General features: G+C 70.5%; 14 protein-coding genes. 7 read left to right on the top strand and 7 right to left on the bottom strand.

Annotated features, from left to right (window positions below; all coding sequences use genetic code 11):
* Positions 1 to 518: 518 nt before the first annotated feature.
* A complete protein-coding gene (locus ACIGWZ_RS33040; RefSeq protein ID WP_400070548.1) occupies positions 519 to 4,595 on the top strand; it encodes a hypothetical protein in 4,077 nt (1,358 codons plus the stop codon).
* A gap of 181 nt (positions 4,596 to 4,776) precedes the next feature.
* On the opposite strand, the gene ACIGWZ_RS33035 is transcribed toward ACIGWZ_RS33040, so the two are convergent.
* Entirely contained in the window at positions 4,777 to 6,015 is a 1,239-nt protein-coding gene (locus ACIGWZ_RS33035) for an amidohydrolase family protein (RefSeq protein WP_400070546.1), read from the bottom strand.
* A 178-nt stretch (positions 6,016 to 6,193) separates the two neighbouring features.
* On the opposite strand from ACIGWZ_RS33035, the gene ACIGWZ_RS33030 reads away from it, so the two are divergent.
* A complete protein-coding gene (locus ACIGWZ_RS33030) occupies positions 6,194 to 6,643 on the top strand; it encodes a DoxX family membrane protein (RefSeq protein ID WP_400070544.1) in 450 nt (149 codons plus the stop codon).
* 182 nt (positions 6,644 to 6,825) lie between these two features.
* The gene (locus ACIGWZ_RS33025) at positions 6,826 to 7,338 is read left to right on the top strand and encodes a hypothetical protein (RefSeq protein WP_400070542.1); all 513 of its coding nucleotides are present in this window, start codon (positions 6,826 to 6,828) and stop codon (positions 7,336 to 7,338) included.
* Positions 7,339 to 7,409: 71 nt separating this feature from the next.
* Here ACIGWZ_RS33025 and ACIGWZ_RS33020 read toward each other — a convergent pair whose 3' ends face one another.
* Entirely contained in the window at positions 7,410 to 9,482 is a 2,073-nt protein-coding gene (locus ACIGWZ_RS33020; RefSeq protein ID WP_400070540.1) for an APC family permease, read from the bottom strand.
* Between the two features lie 264 nt (positions 9,483 to 9,746).
* Between ACIGWZ_RS33020 and ACIGWZ_RS33015 the strand changes: the two genes are divergently transcribed.
* Together ACIGWZ_RS33015 and kdpB are read left to right on the top strand one after the other, a co-directional pair.
* Positions 9,747 to 10,184 (top strand): CBS domain-containing protein, encoded by a 438-nt coding sequence (locus ACIGWZ_RS33015; protein WP_400070901.1) that lies wholly within the window; start codon positions 9,747 to 9,749, stop codon positions 10,182 to 10,184.
* A gap of 498 nt (positions 10,185 to 10,682) precedes the next feature.
* A complete protein-coding gene (kdpB, locus tag ACIGWZ_RS33010; protein WP_400070538.1) occupies positions 10,683 to 12,941 on the top strand; it encodes a potassium-transporting ATPase subunit KdpB in 2,259 nt (752 codons plus the stop codon).
* Positions 12,942 to 13,047: 106 nt separating this feature from the next.
* Here the strand turns inward: kdpB and ACIGWZ_RS33005 are convergent, their stop codons facing one another.
* Positions 13,048 to 14,124, bottom strand: a complete 1,077-nt coding sequence (locus tag ACIGWZ_RS33005; RefSeq protein WP_400070536.1) for a hypothetical protein — start codon at positions 14,122 to 14,124, stop codon at positions 13,048 to 13,050.
* Positions 14,125 to 14,415: 291 nt separating this feature from the next.
* A complete protein-coding gene (locus ACIGWZ_RS33000; RefSeq protein ID WP_400070534.1) occupies positions 14,416 to 15,249 on the bottom strand; it encodes a class I SAM-dependent methyltransferase in 834 nt (277 codons plus the stop codon).
* Between the two features lie 68 nt (positions 15,250 to 15,317).
* Here ACIGWZ_RS33000 and ACIGWZ_RS32995 point away from each other — a divergent pair, with 68 nt between their 5' ends.
* Positions 15,318 to 17,297: a S9 family peptidase gene (locus ACIGWZ_RS32995; protein ID WP_400070532.1), complete on the top strand. Its 1,980-nt coding sequence runs from the start codon at positions 15,318 to 15,320 to the stop codon at positions 17,295 to 17,297.
* 735 nt (positions 17,298 to 18,032) lie between these two features.
* Here the strand turns inward: ACIGWZ_RS32995 and ACIGWZ_RS32990 are convergent.
* Together ACIGWZ_RS32990 and ACIGWZ_RS32985 are read right to left on the bottom strand one after the other, a co-directional pair.
* Positions 18,033 to 19,028 carry an SURF1 family protein gene (locus tag ACIGWZ_RS32990; RefSeq protein ID WP_400070530.1) on the bottom strand — a complete coding sequence of 332 codons (996 nt, stop codon included), beginning with the start codon at positions 19,026 to 19,028 and terminating at the stop codon, positions 18,033 to 18,035.
* A 126-nt stretch (positions 19,029 to 19,154) separates the two neighbouring features.
* The gene (locus ACIGWZ_RS32985; protein ID WP_400070529.1) at positions 19,155 to 20,015 is read right to left on the bottom strand and encodes a hypothetical protein; all 861 of its coding nucleotides are present in this window, start codon (positions 20,013 to 20,015) and stop codon (positions 19,155 to 19,157) included.
* Here ACIGWZ_RS32985 and ACIGWZ_RS32980 point away from each other — a divergent pair.
* Entirely contained in the window at positions 20,007 to 20,483 is a 477-nt protein-coding gene (locus ACIGWZ_RS32980; protein ID WP_400070527.1) for a hypothetical protein, read from the top strand. The two genes, ACIGWZ_RS32985 and ACIGWZ_RS32980, sit on opposite strands and share 9 nt — an antisense overlap.
* Positions 20,484 to 20,719: 236 nt before the next feature.
* Here the strand turns inward: ACIGWZ_RS32980 and ACIGWZ_RS32975 are convergent, their stop codons facing one another.
* Positions 20,720 to 21,295 (bottom strand): SigE family RNA polymerase sigma factor, encoded by a 576-nt coding sequence (locus tag ACIGWZ_RS32975; protein WP_400070899.1) that lies wholly within the window; start codon positions 21,293 to 21,295, stop codon positions 20,720 to 20,722.
* Positions 21,296 to 21,762: the final 467 nt, after the last annotated feature.

The raw sequence follows: 21,762 nt of genomic DNA, 5'->3' as shown, positions 1-21,762 counted from the left end.
ACCGTCACGTTCCGGCCTGCGCGCCCCGCGCGCCTGCCGCGCCCTGCACACGCCGCGCCATTCAGCACCGGTCCCTCCCCTCGTGGGGACCGGTACCGAACGGCGCGGGCTGCGTCGATCCGTGCCGTACTTGCGCGGATCGAGGAATGGCCGGACCCTTGGTCGACGCGACAGCAGTCGGCCGGGTCCGGCTCCACGGGTCTTTCGCAGTCATGCGTCTGTCGAGCTCATGCGTCTCTCGAGGTCATATGTCTTTCGAGCTCATGCGCCGAGACCGTCACCGCCGACTCGTTGCGCCGGTGGAAGATGGCCGAGAACATGCATCAAAAGCTGTCGCTCCGAGCGCTGAGCTGGTGGTCTGTCCGGGCGGCGCCCGGTTGCCGGGCTGCTGCTTCGGGATCCTGCCAGCTGCGGCTCGTGCCGAGGAGGTTCCGGCGTCCGGCCCAGGGCTTCCTCGCAGGTCAGCCAGATAAGGTGGGTTTTCCGGTCCGGATGTCCAGGCGCGGGGGAAGTAAGGAGTGGAGACCTTGAGTTCCGACTCAGGGGCACGCACGGCCTTCGCCGAGCGTCTCGCGCTGCTGTACAAGGAAGCCGGCAACCCTCCCCTCAAGAAGGTGGCCGAGGCGGTCGTCCGGCTTCAGCGGGTCGACGAACGAGGCCGGCCCGTGCGGGTGTCCGTGCAGCGGATCAGCGACTGGCGACGGGCCAAGAACGTGCCGGCCCAGTTCGCCGCCCTCGCAGCGGTGCTGCACATCCTGATCCCCCAAGCCCGTCGCCTGCGGCCCGTACCGGTGTCGACGGGCCTGTACGACCTGGGCCAGTGGCAGCGCCTGTGGGAGAGCGCGGCCGCCGGCCCGGTCGGCGACCACGCCGCGACATCCGCGGAAGAGGAGGAACGGTCCCCGGACGAGGGCCCGGCCGTCGCCGGCGTGTGCCCGTACCGGGGGCTGGCTTCGTACCGTCAGCAGGACGCCCGGTGGTTCTTCGGACGGGAGCGGAGCACCGATGCCCTCGTCGCCCAGCTCCGCGCGGCGGAGAAGACGGGCGGTCTGGTCATGCTCGTGGGCGCCTCGGGGGCGGGAAAGTCCTCCCTGCTCAACGCCGGCCTGGTGCCCGTGTTGCAGAACGGCCCGCCGGGCGACGAGAACGGCCGGGAGAGGGTGGTACTGCAGCTCGTACCGGGAGGCGATCCTCTCGCGGAGCTGACCCGCCGGATCCCGGAACTCGCCCACGTCCTCGCTGCCGCGACGGAACCCGGCACTCCGCAGTTCGCGCACGCGGTGAGGGAGGCCGTCGCGGCCTGGGCGCGACGCGAGACGTCCGGTGGCGCCCGTCCGGTCCTCATCGTGGACCAGTTCGAGGAGGCGTTCACCCTCTGCTCCGACGAGGCGGACCGGCGCACTTTCATCGAGCTCCTCCACGCCGTGTGCACGCCCTCCCCCAAGCTCTCGGCCTCTCTCCCGAGTTCCCGACTCCGCTCGGACAGGGAGGACCGCCAGGCACAGGGGGAATTCCCGTCCCCGGGCGACGCGGCCCCCGTACTCGTCATCATCGGCATACGCGCCGACTTCTACGACCGATGCCTCCAGTACCCCGTACTGGCCGACGCGCTGCAGTACCGGCACATGGTGCTCGGCCCGCTGACCACCGCGGAGCTGCGCGACGCGGTGACCGGCCCCGCCAAGGCCGTGGGGCTGGAGCTCGAACCGGGGCTGGCGGAACTGATCGTCCGGGAAGTGAGCGCCGACGGTCCCAGCGGGACGCACGACGCGGGGGTGCTGCCGCTGCTCTCCCACGCCCTGCTCGCCACCTGGCAGCGGCGGAAGGCGGGACGGCTGACGCTGGCCGGCTACCGCGCGGCGGGCGGAATCCAGGGGGCGGTGGCGGCGACCGCCGAGCGGGCCTGGTCCGGCCTCGATCCGACGGCACGCACGGCCGCGCGGCTGCTCCTCCTCAGGCTCGTCCGGCTGAGCGAGGACACCCAGGCCACCCGTAGGCGGGGCACGCGGCGCCAGCTGGCGGAGGAGTCGACGGACCCCCACAAGACGGAGGAGTCGCTCGAAGCGCTGGTGCACGCCCGGTTGGTGACGCTCGACGCGGAGGCCGTGGAGATCACCCATGAAGCGCTGCTCCACGCCTGGCCACGCCTGCGCGACTGGATCGACGAGGACCGGAACGGCAACCTGCTGCGCCAGCGGCTGGAGGAGGACGGCAGGGCCTGGGAGGGCTCGCACCGCGACACGTCCCTGCTCTACCGGGGTTCCCGTCTGGAACAGGCCCGGGACTGGGCGAAATCTGCCGGTGACACCTTTCTGACCCGAAGTGCGGTGGAATTCCTGGCCGCTTCGGTCAGGCTGCGCAAGCGCACGCTCTGGATGAGCCGTGGCGCGGTATCGGCCCTGGTCGTCCTGGCGATGCTGGCCGTCGGTTCGGCGGTGGTCGCCTGGCAGCAGCGGGACGACTCGGTGTTCGAGCAGGTGCTCGCCGAGGCCGACCGCGCCCAGTACACGGATCCCTCGCTGTCGGCCCAACTCGATCTGGTGGCCCACGGCCTGCGGCCCGACGACCAGGGCACGAACAACCGGTTGATCTCGATCGTGAACGCGCCGCTGGCCACGCCGCTTCTGGGACACACCGGCGCCGTCTACCTCACCTCGTTCAGCCCCAACGGGCGGCTCCTGGCCACGGCCAGCTACGACCGGACCGTCCGGCTGTGGGACGTGGCGGATCCGACGCGTCCCAAACCCCTGGGCAAGCCCCTCACCGGCCACACGAGCTGGGTGAGCACCGCCGTCTTCAGCCCGGACGGACGCACCCTCGCCAGCGCTTCGGACGACGGCACGGTCCGGCTGTGGGACGTACGGGATCCCCGCCACCCGCACCCGCTCGGGGCGCCCCTGACCGGCCATGACGGCACGATCTACCTGCTCGCCTTCAGCCCGGACGGACGCACGCTGGCCGCCGCCGACGAGGATCACACCGTTCGCCTGTGGGACGTGGCCGCGCCGGACCGGCCGAAGGGGCTGGGCACCTTGACCGGCCCCACCGCCGCCGTGCGCTCCGTGGCGTTCAGCCCCGACGGGCGGACGCTGGCGGCCGGTGGCGACGACACCACGATCCGGCTGTGGGACCTGACGCACCGACGCCGTCCCGCGCCGATCGACACGGTGCTGACCGGCCACAAGAGCACGGTCCACTCCGTGGCCTTCAGCCCCGACGGCCGCACCCTCGCCAGCGGCAGCGCGGACAACACCATCCGGCTGTGGAACACGGCCGACCCGCGGCACGCGGCACCGGTCGGCGCGCCGCTCACCGGCCACACCGGCCCCCTGTGGTCCGTGGCCTTCAGCCCCGACGGCAACATGCTCGCCGCCGGCAGCGCGGACAGCACGGCGAGCCTGTGGGACGTCAGCGATCCGGCATACCCGGCGCAGGTCGGCGAGCCGCTCGCGGGCAGCAGCGGCGAGATGTACGCCGTGGGCTTCAGCCCCGACGGGCGGACCCTGGCCACGGGGAGCGGCGACAGCACGGTCCGGCTGTGGTCGATCCCGACGTCGGACATGGTCGGCCGGAGCGGAGCGTTCCGCCCGGACGGGCGGGTGCTCGCCACGGCGGCGGCCGACGGTCGGATCCGGCTGTGGAACGTACAGGATCCCGGTCGGCCCAGAGTGCTGAACAAACCGTTCAAGCCCGGGAGCGGGGGCGACGGCGCGCTGGTGTTCTCCCCGGACGGCCACACCCTCGCGGTGCTGACGGCCGGTCGCAAGGTGTATCTGTGGAACGTCGCCGACCCTGCCGAGCCGGTCTCCTACGGCCCACCCATCACCCTGCAGACCCGGTTCATGGGGCCGGACGCGCTGGCGTTCAGCCAGGACGGGCGCACGCTCGCGACCGCGTACACCGACCGCGCGCTTCAGCTGTGGAACGTCGCCGACCGGTCCCACGTCGTTCCGTACGGCCCGCCCCTCACCGGTCACAGGGGCTACATCAACTCCCTCGCCTTCAGCCCGGACGGGCACACGCTCGCCAGTGGCAGCGCGGACGGCACCATCCGGCTCTGGGACATCACCGACCCCCGCCGCACCGTCCAGCTCCGCGCGCCGCTCACGGGGCACCGGGGGCCCGTCAACGCACTCGCCTTCAGCCCGGACGGCGACACCTTGGCCAGCGGCAGCGACGACGACACCGTCCGGCTCTGGAACACGGCCGACCCCCGCAAGGCCACCCGGCTGGGCCCCCCTCTCACGGGCCACACCGAAGCGGTCGTGTCGCTGACGTTCAGCAAGGAAGGCGGCACCCTGGCCAGCGGCGGCAGCGACAACACCGTCCGTTTCTGGAACGTCGCGCACCCCTCCAGGGCCGCGGCCATCGGCCAGTCGACCAGCCCCAACGCCAAGACGGGAAATTTCCTGTCGTTCAGTCCCAGGAGCCGCCTGATCGGGGTGTCGAGCGGCGCGGGTACCGTCCGGCTGTGGAACCTGGACGCCGACGAGGCGATCCGTCACATCTGTGCGACCACCCGGGGCGTTCTGACGCAGGAGAAGTGGCACGAGTATCTGCCCCGCCTCTCGTACGAGCCGCCGTGCGGCGCGTGACGGAGCCGAGGTGCGACCGCGTGATCCCGAGCACAACTCCTCATGCCAGTCGGGAAGTCGACTCCCACCACGCGGGCAGCCTTGTTAGTCTTGGCTACAAGCCCGATCGCTGGTGCATCCCCCGTCGCCAGCGATCGGGCGCTTGCGTGCGAGCGGGCATCCCCAGCGCCCCACCGCCGGCTCAGGCGAGGGCCGTGGCCGCCCGGTCCCGGTCGAACGGCAGGTCCAACATCCGGATGGCGTTGCCGCGCAGCAGCTTGTACGTCACCTCTGCGGGCAGTCCGCCGACATGGTCGGCCGCCACCTGCTTCGTGTGCGGCCAGGTCGAATCGACGTGGGGGTAGTCGGTCTCGAACGTGGCGTTGTCGACCCCGACCGTCTCGATCGAATCGACGCCGTGCTTGTCGCGGAAGAAGCAGCAGAAGATCTGCCGGTAGTAGTACGTCGACGGGGGCTCCGGGATCAGGTCCTTCACCCCGCCCCAGGCCCTGTGCTCCTCCCATACGTCGTCCGCACGCTCCAGCGCGTACGGGATCCAGCCCATTTGGCCCTCGCTATAAGCCAGTTTCAGCCGGGGGAACTTCACGAGGACGCCGCTGAACAGGAAATCCATCATCGAGGCCATCGCGTTGTTGAAGCTCAGCGACGCCTGTACGGCCGGCGGGGCGTCCGGCGACGCCGCCGGCATCTGGGACGAAGAGCCGATGTGCATGTTCACGACGGTGCCGGTCTCCTCGCACGCCGCGAAGAACGGATCCCAGTAGCCGGAGTGGATCGACGGCAGCCCCAGGTACGTAGGGATCTCGCTGAAGGTGACGGCCCGAACGCCCCGCGCGGCGTTGCGCCTGATCTCGGCGACCGCGAGATCGATGTCCCACAACGGGATGAGGCACAGCGGGATCAGCCGGCCGCCGCTGTCCCCGCACCACTCCTCGACCATCCAGTCGTTGTAGGCCCGGACGCACGCCAGCCCGACCTCCCGGTCCTTGGCCTCCGCGAACGTCTGCCCGCAGAAACGGGGGAAGGTCGGGAAGCAGAGCGACGCCTCCACGTGATTGACGTCCATGTCCTCCAGGCGGGCCTTGGGATCCCAGCACCCGCGCCGCATCTGCTCCCGCGTGATGCCGTCCAGCGTCATCTCGTCACGGGAGAAGCCGACGGCCGCGATGATGCGCTTGTACGGGAAGAGCAGGCCCTCGTACTCCCACCAGTCGGTGGCCTGGCCGGCGGGATCCGTGGTGAACCGGTACTTCCCGCCGATGTACTGCAGCTCCCCGATGCCGGCCGTCAAGGGCTTCGGCCCGCGGTCCCGGTACTTCCTGGGAAGCCAGGTCTCGAAGAGGTGCGCGGGCTCGATCACATGATCGTCCACGCTGATGATCCTGGGAAGTTCGCCCGTAACGCTTTCGCTGCTGACCATGCCGTACCCCCAACTGCCTGCCGCTTCGACCCATCCATTTCTGACGGTCCATCAGTTTCAGACTATGGCGCAACCCCTGCGACCACAAGGCGATGCCGGGTACGGCACCCCTTGCGGTATCGGATGACGTCCGCTGAACTGACAGACCGTCAGGTAGATGGAGGTCGAAAGGGGCACCATGCAAACGATCTGGCTCAGTGGGGCCGAGTGGCTCGCCGTACTCCGCATCGGCCTCGGCCTGTGGTGGCTGGAGAGCTGGCGCCACAAGGACAAGAAGACCTGGTTCACCGGCGGGGGCATCCGCTGGGCAGCGGGCATAGCCGAGAAGCACCGCTGGACCTTCGTACGCTCGGGCTTCGACACCGTGGTCAAGCCCCGGCCCCGCATGATGGCGTACCTCGTCGCCTACGCGGAACTCGCACTCGGCCTCGGACTGGTCGTCGGCTTCCTGACACCGATCGCCCTCGCATGCGGCCTCGTACTCAACCTGATCTACCTCGTGCTGATGATTCACGACTGGGGCGAACAGGGGCAGAACCTCATGATGGCCCTGATCTCCGCCACCGGGCTGTTCGGCATGTGCTGGCAGGTGTGGTCACTGGACGCATCGATCGGGCTCTTCCTCTAGAGACATCGATCAGCGGCATCCATGACTTCCCGCACCGCACTGGCCTGTTGGCGCTCGCCATGTCACTCTGCGCACGCCCCAGGTACGCCACGCCCCTCCGCCCCCGGTCCCGCTCGGCCGCCGGGGATCGACAGGGGCACGCATTCCCCAGAGCACTGTCGTCCGCCGACGAGGAGATGGTGATGAGCGAGTCCAGCACCAGGGAGCAACAGGGCACTTCGACGGTCCAAGGCACCCCAGCGGCCGGCCCGGAAGCGGAATTCAGAAAGACGCACGCGGCACGCGCCCGGAGCGCTCTCGCCCGTGCCGAGGCCACCTGCCGCCACCTCGGCATCGAACGGCACGAGGCCACGCTCGTTCCCAAAAGCCCTGCGGGAAAGGCCGCCAACGCCATACGGCTGTCGGAGCGGACGCTCGCCTCCCTCGACGAGAGTGCTCCCGATCCCGCGGCGGACGCCCGCTGCGCAAGAAACGCTGCCGCCGCCGCGACCATCGCAGCCCAGGTGGCGCAGGCCCACGATGCCACCGAGCTCGCCGACGCCGCCCACCAGGCCGCTCTCGCGGCGTCGGTCGCGGCCCTGGAGGCCGCGAGCGCAAAGGCCTTGGGCAGGGACGCGCACCTGAACGCCGAGGCGAGCAACGCCGAGGCAGCCGCATGCGCCGCCGCCACGGCAGCGGGCTGGCTGGAGCCGTAGCGGCCCCTGCGGTCGGGCTTGGCGGTGCGGTCTGCGGTCTGCGGTCACGTGGGACAGCGGGGCGCGCCCGGTCAGTCCCCGGCCGCGCCTCCGCTCCCCGGGGCCGGCCCCGGGCGGCCGCGCTTCCTGGACCAGGGCGGCAGGGCCGGCTCGCCGCGTCGGACGGAGCCCGGGGCGCGGACGCTGGGGCGTGGGGGACGGCGTTCGGAGCTGCTGAGGTGCCAGGGGACGCTGGTGACCATGACGCCGGGGGCGAAGAGGAGCCGGCTTTTGAGCCAGAGGGCGGACTGGTTGTGGAGGAGGTTCTCCCACCAGTGGCCGACGACGTATTCGGGGATGAAGACGCTGATCACATCGCGGGGACTGGTGCGGCCGATGGAGCGCACGTACTCCACGACGGGGCGGGTGATCTCGCGGTAAGGGGAGGCAAGAGTTTTCAGCGGGGTGTCGAAACCCGTTGCATCCCATTGCGCGGTGAGGCTCTCGAGCTCGTCGCGGTCGACGGCGACGGTCAGCGCTTCCAGGAAGTCGGGCCGGGTGGCGCGGGCGTAGGCAAGGGCCCGTAGCGTCGGTTTGTGGAGCGTGGAGACCAGGACGACGGCGTGGACGCGGGAGGGCATGACGATCTCGGCCCGCGGGTCCACGACGGCGAGTTCGGCCGCGGTGTGGTCGTAGTGGCGCCGGATGCCGCGCATCATCACCCACAGCACGACGGCCGCCATCACCGCCAGATAGGCGCCCTGGGTGAACTTCGTGAGCAGCACGACGACCAGGACCAGGCCGGTCACCACGGCACCCACGGCGTTGATGGCGCGGACGGTGTGGTGGTGGCGTCGCCGGGCCGCGACCGGCTCGGTGCGCAGGGCGCGGTTCCAGTGCCGGACCATGCCGGTCTGGGAGAGCGTGAAGGAGGTGAAGACACCCAGGATGTAGAGGTGGATGAGGTTGGTGACGGAGGCGTGGAAGGCCCACAGGAGGGCTCCGGCCACCACGGCCAGCGCGACGATGCCGTTGGAGAAGGCCAGCCGGTCCCCGCGGGTGTGCAGTTGGCGCGGCAGATAGCGGTGCTGGGCCAGGATCGAGGCCAGCAGCGGAAAGCCGTTGAAGGCGGTGTTGGCGGCCAGCACCAGGACCAGGGCGGTGGCGGCCTGGATGTAGAAGAAGCCGACGCTGTGGGTGCCGCCAAAGATCGACGCGGCGAGCTGGGCGATGACGGTGCGCTGCGGGGTGGTCCGGCAGTCGCCGCCGAAGCCGGTGAGCCGGCAGGTGTCGTCGGCGATGTGGACGTTGGCGATCAGGGCGAGGGCGGTGATGCCGGAGAACATCACGATCGCGATCAGGCCCATGGCTCCCATCGTGGTCGCCGCGTTCTTCGACTTGGGCTTGCGGAACGCCGGGACGCCGTTGGAGATCGCCTCCACACCGGTCAGCGCCGTACAGCCGCTGGAGAACGCCCGCAGGCCGAGCATGACCAGCGCGAGACCGGCCAGGTGGGCGTCGCCGGGAGCGGGCTCGATGCCGTACGCGGCGGATTCGGCGACCGGGGCGTCGCCGACGAGCCAGCGGAACAGGCCGGTGGCGCACATGATGAGCACCCCGGCGATGAAGAGGTAGGTGGGGGCGGCGAATGCGCGGCCCGATTCGCGCACGCCGCGCAGGTTCACGGTCGCGAGCAGGGCGACGAAGACGACCGCCATCACCGTCCGGTACTCGTTGAGGGAGGGGACGGCGGAGATGATGTTGTCCACCCCGGAGGCGACCGACACGGCGACCGTCATCACGTAGTCGACCAGGAGGGACGCGGCCACCACCAGGCCCGCGGACGGCCCCAGGTTGGTGGAGACCACCTCGTAGGAGCCGCCGCCCGACGGATATGCGTAGACGACCTGACGGTAGGACAGCACCACCACCGCGAGCAGGCAGACCACGGCGACCGCGGCCCAGGTGGCGAAGTGCAGATAGGCCAGTCCGCCCAGGGTGAGGACCAGCAGGATTTCCTGGGTGGCGTAGGCGACCGATGACAGCGGGTCGGAGGCGAAGATCGGCAATGCCAGGCGTTTGGGCAGCAGCGTCTCCCGCAGGCCTTCGCTGGGCAGCGCCCGGCCGATCAGCAATCGCTTGACTGCGTCCACGATTTTCGCCACGCGGGCGAGCGTACGGGCACGTCAGCGCGGAGCGGGGCTTTGGCGTGACCGCCAGAAGGGCTAGGCGGACGGGGGCGGGAAGCCCGCCGTCGGGTCGCGAAAGAGTCTGGAATCGGGGACGGATCGGCTCCTACCCGGGCGGGGCACGGCACGGGCCGAGCGAGGGCCCCCGGCCGTAGCGGCCATACCTCAGGAAGCGACGCAGAGCCAATCGTGGTGTCATCGAAAGCGGGGGAAATCAACGCTCCGAAGGCGGGAGAAATCATGGCTATGACGCTACGAGCCCGAGACATCATGTCCGCCGGTGTGCAGTGTGTAGGCGCGCACCAGTCGCTGCTCGACGCGGCGAAAATGATGCGCGACATGAATGTCGGCTGCCTGCCCATATGCGGTGACAACAACAGGCTCATGGGCTTGATCACCGACCGTGACATCGTCATTCAGTGCTGCGCCGAAGGCATAGATCCGGCGACGGTGCAGGCCGGTTCCCTGGACGGGGCGCTGCACTGGATCGACGCCGACGCGGGCGCCAACGAGGTCCTGGAGACCATGGAGACGCATCAGATCAAGCGCCTTCCGGTGATCGACGTCAAGGGCGGCCACCAGCTGATCGGAATGATCACGGAGGCCAATCTCGCAAAGAATCTCAGCGACGAACAGATCGCCGAATTCGCCAGCCGGGTCTACGCGGGCGCGGGCTAGCCGTCGCGTCACGGAGGTCTGCGCCTCCGCACGGCCGCGGCCGGGAGCCGGCGCTCTCATCGGAAAGCCGTCAGTCGTCTGCCCCGGCCCGGCCCACCGGGCGGCCCACGGGTTTACCCACCGGCATGAATCCCATGAATTCTTCCCTTGACGCCTTTCTGACGCGGATTCAGGTTCTCTTGACGGATAGTTGACGTCACCTCAGATTTCCTTCGGCACTGCGGCGGCCCGCCCGTAAGAGAGCCGCAAAATCCTTACGGCGCAAGGCATTCGGGCATCATCCGCGGCCTAGATTTCCTTACGGCCGCCCGATATCCGCGGACGTCGGCGCACCAGCACGCGCCATTCCGTACCGCACCCCCTGGAGCACCCGCCCGGGCCGGCACCGGCAGGAGTCGGCGGCCACCGGCCCCCGTCCCCTATCGGCCGTCCGGCCGCCCGTGCGCGCATGCTGCCTGCGTACGTGCGCGTGGCCGGACGCGCAGAAGGTCTCCGCGCATGCTTCCCGCCGCCCCGCCGCAGACTCCGCCGGCTCCTCAGAATGTTTCGGTGCCCGGCGCCGCAAGCACAGCGAGCGCGCCGAGAGACCGCTCACGGCGACGGCGACGCGAGAGCGCGGGTTTCTTCGACCCCAAACAGCTGCTCAAATCCCTCCCCGACGCGCTGCGCAAGCTTCACCCCCGGGCGCTGGCCAAGAACCCCGTGCTCTTCGTCGTCGCGTCCGGATCCCTGCTCACCACGCTCTCCGCGGCATTCCACCCTTCCGTCTTCACCTGGATGATCAGTCTCTGGCTCTGGCTGACGGTGATCTTCGCCAACCTTGCGGAGGCGGTCGCCGAAGGCCGCGGCAAGGCCCAGGCCGCCTCCCTGCGCAAGGCCCGCACCGACACCGTCGCGCGCCGTCTGCGCAACTGGCGGGTCGGTATGCATCTCCAGCACGCGGACACCGAGGTCATCGCGGCGAGCGACGTGCGGCAGTTCGACTTCCTGCTCATCGAAGCGGGCGAACTCATTCCGGCCGATGGCGAGGCGGTCGACGGTATCGCCGCGGTCGACGAATCCGCCGTCACCGGCGAGTCCGCACCCGTTATCCGCGAGGCCGGCGGCGACCGCAGCGGCGTCACCGGCGGCACGACCGTGCTGTCCGACCGCCTCGTCGTACGGGTCACCGCGCGCCCCGGGCACTCCTTCCTCGACCGCATGATCACCCTGGTCGAGGGCGCCAGCAGGCAGAAGACCCCGAACGAGATCGCCCTCAACATCCTCCTCGCCGCGCTCACCATCGCCTTCATCCTGATCGTCGTCACCCTCCAGCCCATGGCCGGATACGCGGGCGCCACACCGTCCACCACCGTCCTCGTCGCCCTCCTCGTCACCTTGATCCCGACCACCATCGGCGCACTGCTCTCGGCGATCGGCATCGCCGGGATGGACCGGCTCGTCCAGCGCAATGTGGTGGCGATGTCGGGGCGCGCCGTCGAGGCGGCCGGCGACGTCAACACCCTGCTGCTGGACAAGACCGGCACCATCACTCTCGGTAACCGAGAGGCGACCGCTTTTGTTCCCCTGCCCGGCGTCGACGAATTCCAGCTCGCGGAAATCGCCCAGCTGTCCTCCCTGGCGGACGAGACCCCGGAGGGCCGGTCCGTCGTCGCACTCGCCGAGCGCCGCTACGCCCTCCCTGCCCCCGACAAGCACGAGCAGGAAGGGAGGGAAGAGCAGGAAAGGGAGGAAGGGAATGACGAGGAAGGCAAGGAGAGCGAGGGGGGCGACAACGGAACGGGGCGCGCCGTATACGTCGAGTTCAGCGCACAGAGCCGGATGAGCGGCGTCGATCTGCGCTGGGCCGACGGCAGCGACGGCGCGATCCGCAAGGGCGCGGCCGCCCAGGTGATCGAGTGGGTGGAGCGCTACGGGGGCCAAGTGCCGCCCGAGGCACGCTGGTTCAGCGATGCGATCGCGGCCTCCGGCGGCACCCCGCTCCTGGTGGCGGTGCATGATGCCCACGGGCGGCGCGTCCTTGGCGTCATCCACCTCAAGGACGTCATGAAGGAAGGCATCCGCCAACGCTTCGCCGAGCTGCGCCGGATGGGCATCAAGACCGTCATGATCACGGGTGACAACCCGCTGACGGCCAAGGCCATCGCCGAGGAGGCGGGGGTGGACGACTTCCTCGCGGAGGCCACGCCCGAGGACAAGATGGCGCTCATCAAGCGGGAGCAGGCCGGCGGCAAGCTGGTGGCGATGACCGGCGACGGTACGAACGACGCTCCGGCGCTGGCCCAGGCGGATGTCGGCGTGGCCATGAACACCGGTACCTCGGCCGCCAAGGAGGCCGGGAACATGGTGGACCTGGACTCCAACCCGACCAAGCTCATCGAGATCGTCGAGATCGGCAAGCAACTGCTGATCACCCGTGGTGCGCTGACGACCTTCTCCATCACCAACGACGTCGCGAAGTACTTCGCGATCATCCCCGCCATGTTCACCGGCGCATATCCCGGCCTGGCGGCGTTGAACGTCATGGGCCTGCACAGCCCGACCTCGGCGATCGCCTCCGCGATCATCTTCAACGCGCTGGTCATCGTCGCCCTGATCCCCCTCGCACTGCGCGGCGTGCGCTACACCCCGTCCTCGGCGGACGATCTGCTGCGGCGCAACCTCGCCCTTTACGGACTCGGAGGACTGGTCGCACCGTTCGCCGGCATCAAGATCATCGATCTGCTGATCTCGGGGGTACCGGGGCTGGGTGGATGAGAGGAACAGGAGGAGCGGGGACCAGGGGCCAGGAGGCGCGGGGGGACCGCAGGCATCAAGGGTGAGAGGGGTCGGCCTGCTCGCCGCTCCCCTACTTGCTGCTCCCCTACTTGCCGCCGCCCGGGGCCGCGCGCCAGGTGACCGACGGGTGGCCTTCCCCCTGGAAGACAAGGGCGACCGGCGGATCCCCCTTCGCCATCATGTGGATGGAGCACACCGTCACCGTGGCGCCCGGCTTGACCATCTTGTCGGGGACGGCATCGGGGCACTGGGGGACACCGGGGCCGCCGATGTCGATCAGGAGCAGCTTCTTGGCCTCCTGCCCGCCGGCGCTCCGCAGCAGCACCTTGTCATTCAGGCTCGGCAGCAGGTCGTACTTGCCGGTGTTCCGGTACTGCATCGTCACGTAGTACGGGACCAGCTTCTTCTGGTCCGCGTTCAGGTCGAACCGGCTCAGGTCGGCGCTGGACCCGGTGCGCACGCTCTTCGGCGTGATGCGCAGCGTGACCGGACGGCTGCTGCTGTCCCCCGTCCCGCCATCGGCGGGCTTGCCCTCGGGCAGCACACCGCCGGAAGCTCCGCCCTTGGGGCCGTCGACCTTCCACAGGAGCGTGTCGCTCCCGTCGTCCTTGTACGAGACCGTCGCCGGCTGCGCGCCCTTCGGCATCATGAAGATCTCGCACTCCGTCGCGCTGTCGCCGGGGGCGAGAGTGGTCTTGCCGGGCTCGCGGCACTCGCGTGGCATTCCGGAGCTGGTGGCCAGGGGGTTGCCCGAGAACAGCGAGACCTGCTGGGCCGCCTGGCCGTCCGCCCCGTTGACGGAGATGTTCCGTGCCGGGCTCGGGCGGTTCACCGTGCCCTTGCCGGTGTTGGTGTAGGAGAAGGTGAAGTAGTACGGCACCTTCCCCTTGAGGTCGTCGTCCAGCCGAACGCCCTTGAGGTCGGAGTCCGAGCCGCGGGCCAGCCGCGTGGGCGCGATCCGCAGCGGGTACGACGTGTCCTCGGAGTCGGTCCAGGTGGCTTTCTGTGGCGTGGTCTGCATCGGCAGCGGCTTGGCCGGGTGGACAGCGTCGGGCGCCTTCGGCGTCGCCTTGCCCGACATCGACGCGCCGCCGCATCCCACGGCCAGCAGCATGAACACACCGACACCCGCGGCGCCGGCCATACCTCTGCGTACCCGCACGACATTCCCCCGTTGTTCTGTGACGCTGCCCATGATCCGGCCGTCCGGCCGCACGACAGCAGTGGCGGCCGACAGGTTATCCGTCGGCGTGTCGACGGATTGCGGCAGGCCCGAACCTGAGCCTGAATCGGAACCTGAATCGGACCGGACCCTGAATCGGATCGGACCTGAATCGGACCGGACCCGAATCGAACGGAGCACGCGCCTCTCCGTACGGGGCACCGGGAGCCCGGAGATTGCTCCCCGCAAGGGACTCTCCTGGGGCTTACCGCGGAGGACTTTCGCAGGGACCTACCGCGGGCGGGTCGCCTTCAGCGAATACATGAGGGGAATGCGAGGGCGGTCGTCAGGAAACCGGTAGTAGCCGTCGTCGGTACGGCGCAGTGCCCTGAACCGCTCGAACATGGTCATGTCGTGTTCGTGCAGGAAGTCGATCCGCAGGCCGGCACCGGCCAGCGCGGTGATCACCTCGCCGATCGGGTGCTGCCACTCGACGCTGCGATTGTTGACCGTCGGCGCGCTGAAGTCCGTATACGTCCCTGAGCTTTCCTCCACCCACGCGTCGCGGCTGAAGTAGTCGTAGGTGATCCGCGATCCCGTTTCCTCGTCCAGGGAGTCGCACAGCGGGTGGAATTCGGCGAGGTAGAGGAAGCCGCCGGGGGCGACGAGGGAGGCGGCGGTGTCGGCCCAGCGGGTCAGGTCCGGGAGCCAGTTCAGGGCGCCGATGCCGGTGTAGACGATGTCGTACGACGAGTCGGGGACGGCTTCGGCGGCGTCGTAGACGTCGGCGGCGACGAAGGACGCACGCTCGGGGCCGTAGCCGAGTTCGCCGGCCATCTCGCGGGCGGTCTCGATGGCGGGTTCGGAGAAGTCCAGGCCGACGACGTGGGCCGCGCCGCGATGGGCCCAGGACAGGGTGTCCTGACCGAAATGGCACTGGAGATGGAGCAGAGTACGGCCGGTGACATCGCCCACCTCCGCGATCTCGAAGTCGCGGATCACGTCCCGGACCCTGCGGAACCGGTCCTGGTCGTAATAATCGCTCGCGGTGTGGATGGCCACGCGTTCGTCCCACTTCGCGCGGTTGGCCTCGCGCCAGTCATCGGGGCCGGTATGGGTGTGCATGCGGCGAAGTTATCCACAGGCTGACGGCCTCGCCAACGCATTTCCGGCGCCGGGCGCAGAATGGGCCCATGACGAACGAGACCACCGGCTCCGCCCAGGCCCCCGACCCGAACCGTCCGCCCCATCCCGCCCCTGGGACCCCTTCGACCAGCGCCGGCAGCTCCACCGCCTCGGCCGGCTCCACGGGCGCTGCGGGTGCCACGGGCTCGCCCCTCTCCACAGACCTCCCCGACTGGGAGAAGCGCTTCCGTGCACCCCGGGTCGGGCTGCCGGACTGGGCCGAGCACGCCCCGGACCGCTCCCTTTTCGTCTCGAACGCCACCGGCACCTTCGAGTTGTACGCATGGGACCGGGCGACGGGCGCCCAGCGGCAGGCGACGGACCGGCCGAACGGCACGACGGACGGGACGCTGTCGCCGGACGGCGAGTGGATCTGGTGGTTCTCGGACACCGACGGGGACGAGTTCGGCGTCTGGATGCGCCAGCCGTTCGCGGGGGGCCCGGATGAGCCGGCCACTCCGGGGCTGGACGCCTCGTATCCCGCGGGGCTGTCGATCGGCCGGGACGGCACCGCGGTCGTGGGGTGCTCCACCGACGAGGAGGGCTCGACGGTCCACGTCGTGCGGCCCGGAGAGCCACCGGTGGAGATCTACCGCCACCGCGAGTCGGCGGGCGTCGGCGATCTCTCGCACGACGGCTCGCTGATCGCGATCGAGCACACCGAACACGGCGATGCGATGCACTCCGCGATCCGTGTCGTACGGGCGGACGGCTCGACGGTCGCGGAGCTGGACGACACCAACCGCGGGACCGAGGAACTGGGCCTGTCGGTGATGGGCTTCGCCCCGGTGGACCGTGACGCCCGACTGCTGGTGGGCCATCAGCGGCGGGGCCGTTGGGAGCCGATGATCTGGGATCCGGTGACCGGGGTGGAGACGGCTCTGGAGATAGACCTGCCCGGCGATGTGGGTGCGGACTGGTACCCGGACGGGTCGGCGCTGCTGGTGGAGCACGAGTTCCAGGCGCGCAGCGAGCTGTGGCGCTACGACCTCGGCACGGTGGGCGGCGGTGACGGTACGGCCGACGGTGACGCAGCCGGCGCCCGGCATGTGCTGACGCGGGTGGAGACCCCGGCGGGTTCGGTCTCGGGCGCGACGGCCCGACCGGACGGGACGGTGGAGTTCCTGTGGTCCTCTGCGGCCCAGCCGTCGGAGGTGCGGTCGACGAGCGGGAAGGTCGTGCTCGACCCGCCCGGGCTGAAGGCGCCCGGGTCCGTGCCGGTGACCGACGCCTGGGTGGAGGGCCCCGGCGGCCGTATCCACGCACTGGTGCAGCAGCCCGCCGGTGAGGGTCCCTTCCCGACGATCTTCGACATTCACGGCGGCCCGACGTGGCACGACAGCGACTCGTTCGCCTCGTCACCGGCGGCCTGGGTGGACCACGGCTTCGCGGTCGTCCGCGTCAACTACCGGGGTTCGACCGGCTACGGCCGCGCTTGGACGGATGCGCTCAAGCATCGCGTCGGGCTGATCGAGCTGGAGGACATCGACGCGGTACGCAAGTGGGCGGTCTCCTCGGGGCTCGCCGACCCGAAGCGGCTGATACTGGCCGGCGGCTCGTGGGGCGGCTATCTGACGCTGCTCGGCCTCGGAACGCAGCCGGAGGTGTGGGCTGTGGGGCTGGCGGCGGTCCCGGTCGCCGACTACGTCACGGCGTACAACGACGAAATGGAAGCTCTCAAGGCGATGGACCGGACGCTGCTGGGCGGTACGCCCGAGGAGGTCCCGGAGCGCTTCGCGGCGTCGTCACCGCTGACGTATGTGGACAAGGTCCGGGCGCCGGTCTACATCTCCGCGGGCGTCAACGATCCGCGCTGCCCGATCCGTCAGGTGGAGAACTACGTCGAGCGACTGGAACAGCGCGAACATCCCCACGAGGTCTATCGCTATGACGCCGGGCACGGGTCCCTCGTGGTGGAGGAGCGCATCAAGCAGGTCCGTCTGGAGCTCGAATTCGCGCAGCGGTATGTGACGGGGGAGGGCGAGTGAGGGCAGGGCCGCCGGTGCCGACCGGGCGGGGGTGGCCGCGGGGACGGCTCACGTCGACCGGTCGGGGGTGACTGCGGGGCGGGTCACGTCGACCGGACGGGGTGGCCGCAGGACAGGTCACGTCAACCGGACGGGGGTGGCCGCGGGGCGGGGCACGTCGACGGGGGGTGACCGCGGGGACGGGTCACGCCGACCGGACGGGGTGACTGCTGGACGGGTCACGTCGACGGAGCGGTGGCGCGGAGGGCGGGCGGCTCGTGTTCGGGGAGCCGTGCCTGCGGTGCGATTCGGGTTCAGCCCGATGGTGGCCGCCGGGCACGACGCGCCTGTCCCTGGGCCTGCGTCGGCCCGGCGTCACGCCTCCGCTGACGGGCCTGTGTCCGTCCAGCAGGCTCAGGACGCCCTGGGCCTCCGCGCGAACGGGGCGGTCAGCCCGTGCATCGGTGCGAGTGGGGCGTCGGCCAGCCCAAGGCATCGGGGCGAGTGGGGCGTCGGCCCGCCCAGGACATCGGGGCGACTGGGGCGTCGGTCAACCCGGGGCATGGGCGGGACTGGGGCGTCGGCCAGCCCAAGGGCCGGTCGATGCGGGGGCAGGAGTCCGCGCTTGGGCGCGAGGCCGCTCAGGCTCAGCACGAGTCTGCTCAGGCTCACTCAGGTGATCACGAGGTCTGAGTGACGGCCGTGGGGGTGGGGTGGGGTGGGGGCGGGGGGGGAGCCCCCCCCAAGGCGCGAGGCTCAGGCGTGGGCCATCGACTTATCCCCGCCCCCACCCCCCAACGCCCCATCCTCATCTCCGTCCGAGCCCCCGTCCGAGCCCCCGTCCGCGCGCCGGTCCGAGCCCCCGCCCGAGCCGCCGTCCGGACCCTCGTCCGGCTTACCGCCCGGCCCCTCGTGCCCGTCCGTGCCGTCGCCCTCGCCGTCCCGCTTCGTCGCCGCCGTGGGGCCCTCCGGGAGGATGCCCAGTGCCGCGTCCTTCGCCGCTTCGGCCTCGCGGCGGAAGAGGCGGAACCACATGAACACGACGAAGCCCGCGAAGACGAACCACTCGCCGGTGTAACCGAGGTTCTGGAAGGCCTTCATGTCCAGGCCGCTGCCCTCGGCCGCGGCCGGTGGGACGGCGCGCAGCGGGGCCGGGGCTTCGCTGAGCGTGATCCAGGCGTCGTAGACCTTGTACGGCACGATGTTCACCAGCGACGCCGCGCTGATCATGCCGAGCTGCCCCTGCGGCAGCCCGCCGTCGGCCTGCACCCCGTCGGTGCCCTGGTTCTCGGACGCCTGCAGCGCCCCGGTGACCGTCACCTCGCCCTTCGGCGGCGCGGTCACCTTCGCCCGGTCGGCCTTGGCGTTCGCGTCGCCGGGCAGCCAGCCCCGTACGACCGGGAGGGCCTTGCCGCCGTTCGTACGCAGCAGGGTCAGCACATAGAAGCCCCGCCGCTCGCCCTTGTCGCTGAAGGTGCGGTCCGGTACGAGCAGTTGGTGGGCGGCGTCGTAGCGCCCGCGGGCGCTGGCCTGGCGGCCGGAGGTGACCTGGTCGACCGGCAGCAGGCTCGTCAGCGGACGGGCGGCCGCGGCCTTGGCCCGGGCGGAGCGGTCTTCTTGCTGGTGGTGCGTATCGACGCGGTCCTCGAAGCGGCCCAGCTGCCAGCTGCCCATGAAGATGCAGAAGGGAATCGCCAGCACGGCGAAGACGTTGATCCCCCACCACCGCGGGGTCAGCAGGAACCGGTACACCCCACCAACGGTACGGGGCCCGAACGGCGGGGCCGCACCGCCCCCTCCACGGCCGTCACCGGACCACCGGACCACCGGACACCACCACCGGACCACCGGCCCGCAGGCACCAGCCCCCCGTGCCCGCTACTGCGCCGCCAGCGCCTCGGTCCGGTACACCGTGCCGGCACATGCATCAACGATCTTGGCGTCGGCCGCGGCGGGCTCGCCGGCCTCCGGCGTATGGCTGAGGACAAGGCCACCAGAAGCCGCGCCTCCGCCCTCGCCACCGCCCGTACCGTCGGCGGTGCCCGCCTGGCTCCCGCTGCCGCCACCGTCACCCGTCGCCGCGGCCCCCGCCGCCGGGGACTCCCCGGTCCCGGGCGAGGGGTCCGGCGTCGGCGAAGGTCCCGGCTTGACGCATCCGGTCGAGCCGCCGCCCGCTTCCGGGATCCAGGCGAACTTGACCTCGTACGCCTCGCCCGGCTTGAGAACCAGCTGGTCAGGAGTGGTGGCCGGGTCGGGCAGGCCGGTGGCTTCATCTCCCGAGGTGTGGTCGACGACGTGGATACGGTCGGCTTTCGTGTCGCCCTGCGCGGTCACCCCGACGGCGCCGCCACCGTCGATCGAGCAGGCCGTACCGGACGTGTTGACCACCCGGAACGCCCCGTAGACGCGACCGGCCGAGTCCGCCGCGCCGACCGAACCGGTGCCTTGACCGAGCTGATCGCGACTGCAGGCGGGGGAGGTGACGTCCATCGTCTCGTCCGGGGCCGGGGCCCCCGCGCCGGCGCCATGGCCCGCGCCGTTCTCGTCGGTCGGCCGGCCGTCCTTGCCCTTGGGCCGGTCCGTGCCCGACCGCTTGCCGTCCTTGCCGGTCGGCTGCGGGAAGGCGTGCTCGGTGCCCTCGCCGTGTGCGCCCTCGGAAGTTTCCTGGGCGCTCCGGCTGCTGGCGGCGTTGGCGGGCCGGTCCTCGGCGGAGCCGCTGAGATTCGCCACGTGCACCATGGCGGGGATCGACGTACCGCCGAGCAGCAGCGCGGCGGCCGCGCCCACGACGACGTGCCGACGGCGCTGACGGCGGGCCGGCACCGCGCGGCGCAGCTGCTGCAGCGCGTCCGGCGCGGGCTCCAGGTCACCGACCCGGGCGTGCAGCAGTCGCCTCAGCTCGTCCTCGCCGCCGAAACCGCCGAGGCCTCCCCCACCGGTTTCGGTTCCGCGGCCACCGCCCCCGCCGCGGCCGTCACCGCTGCCACCGTGCGCGCGCCCACGGTCGGAGCCCATGTCCTCCGTGTCTCCGGGGCCCTGGCCGGACGCGACGTGCCCGCCGGACGCGGCCCCGTCGCCGAACCCGGCGCCCTCACGGGACCCGGACGCCTCACCGGCCTCGGGCTCACCCCGCGGCTCGACCCCCTCGGCGCCCTTGGAACCGTCCCCGGAAACACCGCCGCCGCCAGAGCTGCCAAGCCCCCCTGAGCCTTCCGCTCCCTGCTCCGCACGCACCATGTACAACCCACGCACCACTTCACCCGGCGCCCCGCGGCCACCACGTACGCCGCCGGCCGCCCCGTACGAACCCACCGCCCGCGACGACGGAACCGCTCGGCCAGGCCCTCGCTGCGCCCCCCACCGCTCGGAGCGCTCAAGTCGATCGAATCGGCCGGCCCGATCGAACCGGTCGGCCGGTTCGTACGGACCGAACACTTTCCCACTCATGCCGGAGCCTCCATCGCGACGCGAAGCGCCGCGATGCCCCGCGACCCGTATGCCTTGACCGAGCCGAGCGATATGCCCAGCGTCTCGGCGACCTGCACCTCGGTCATATCGGCGAAATAGCGCAGCACCAGCACCTCGCGCTGCCGCCGTTGCAGTCCGCGCATCGCCTGGATCAACTGGTCCCGCTCCAGCAGGTCGTACGCGCCCTCCTCGGCGCTCGCCATGTCCGGCATCGGCTTGGAGAGCAGCTTCAGCCCGAGGATGCGGCGGCGCAGCGCGGAGCGCGAGAGATTGACGACCGTCTGGCGGAGATAGGCGAGGGTCTTCTCGGGCTCGCGCACCCGCCCGCGCGCGGAGTGCACGCGGATGAAGGCCTCTTGGACGACGTCCTCGCAGGAGGCGGTGTCGTCCAGGAGCAGCGCGGCGAGACCGAGCAGCGAGCGGTAGTGCGCGCGATAGGTCTCGGTGAGGTGATCGACTGTTGTGCCCACTGCCATCGCGTCGTCAGTGTCCCCACGCTGCGAAGGAACCTGCGCGGGACGCGCGGTGGGCCAGGGGGCGATCACCGGCATGCCCCCGGACGCGCGGGAGCGCGGCGGGCGCACTGCCGCGCCTGCTGTGCCTCCTGGGGCGATGGTGAATCCGAGTACCTCTGCCACGCCTGTTGGACACGCTTCCCCCCACAAGGGTTGTACGCGCAAGACACCGCCCTTGACGATGCATCAAATGCCCTCATGCGTACCAGCTCTTCCCCAATGCCCCATATATCCGACGCATTCGCCCCGACGACCGAGGACCCCGAAGCGGCCCGCGGGCGCCCCCGAACCACCCGCGCGAGGTGGCCGGAAAGACGCTTCCCGCCCAACTGCCGGTTGCAGTGTGACGGGAACGAACAGGTGAACTAATCGTCAATCCGGACCAAGGGCCCCGGACCGATATTCACTCACAAGATCTTCACACGTCACACAAGGCATCCACAAAGTATCTCTGAGAGATCAAGCCCGCGACACCCGAACCCGCCAAGTCACAGGGACAAACT

It is taken from the genome of Streptomyces sp. NPDC053427 (assembly GCF_044544985.1).
Taxonomy (GTDB): Bacteria; Actinomycetota; Actinomycetes; order Streptomycetales; family Streptomycetaceae; genus Streptomyces.
The sequence above is the reverse complement of the archived record's forward strand: the minus strand, read 5'-3'. Positions and strand labels throughout refer to the sequence as shown.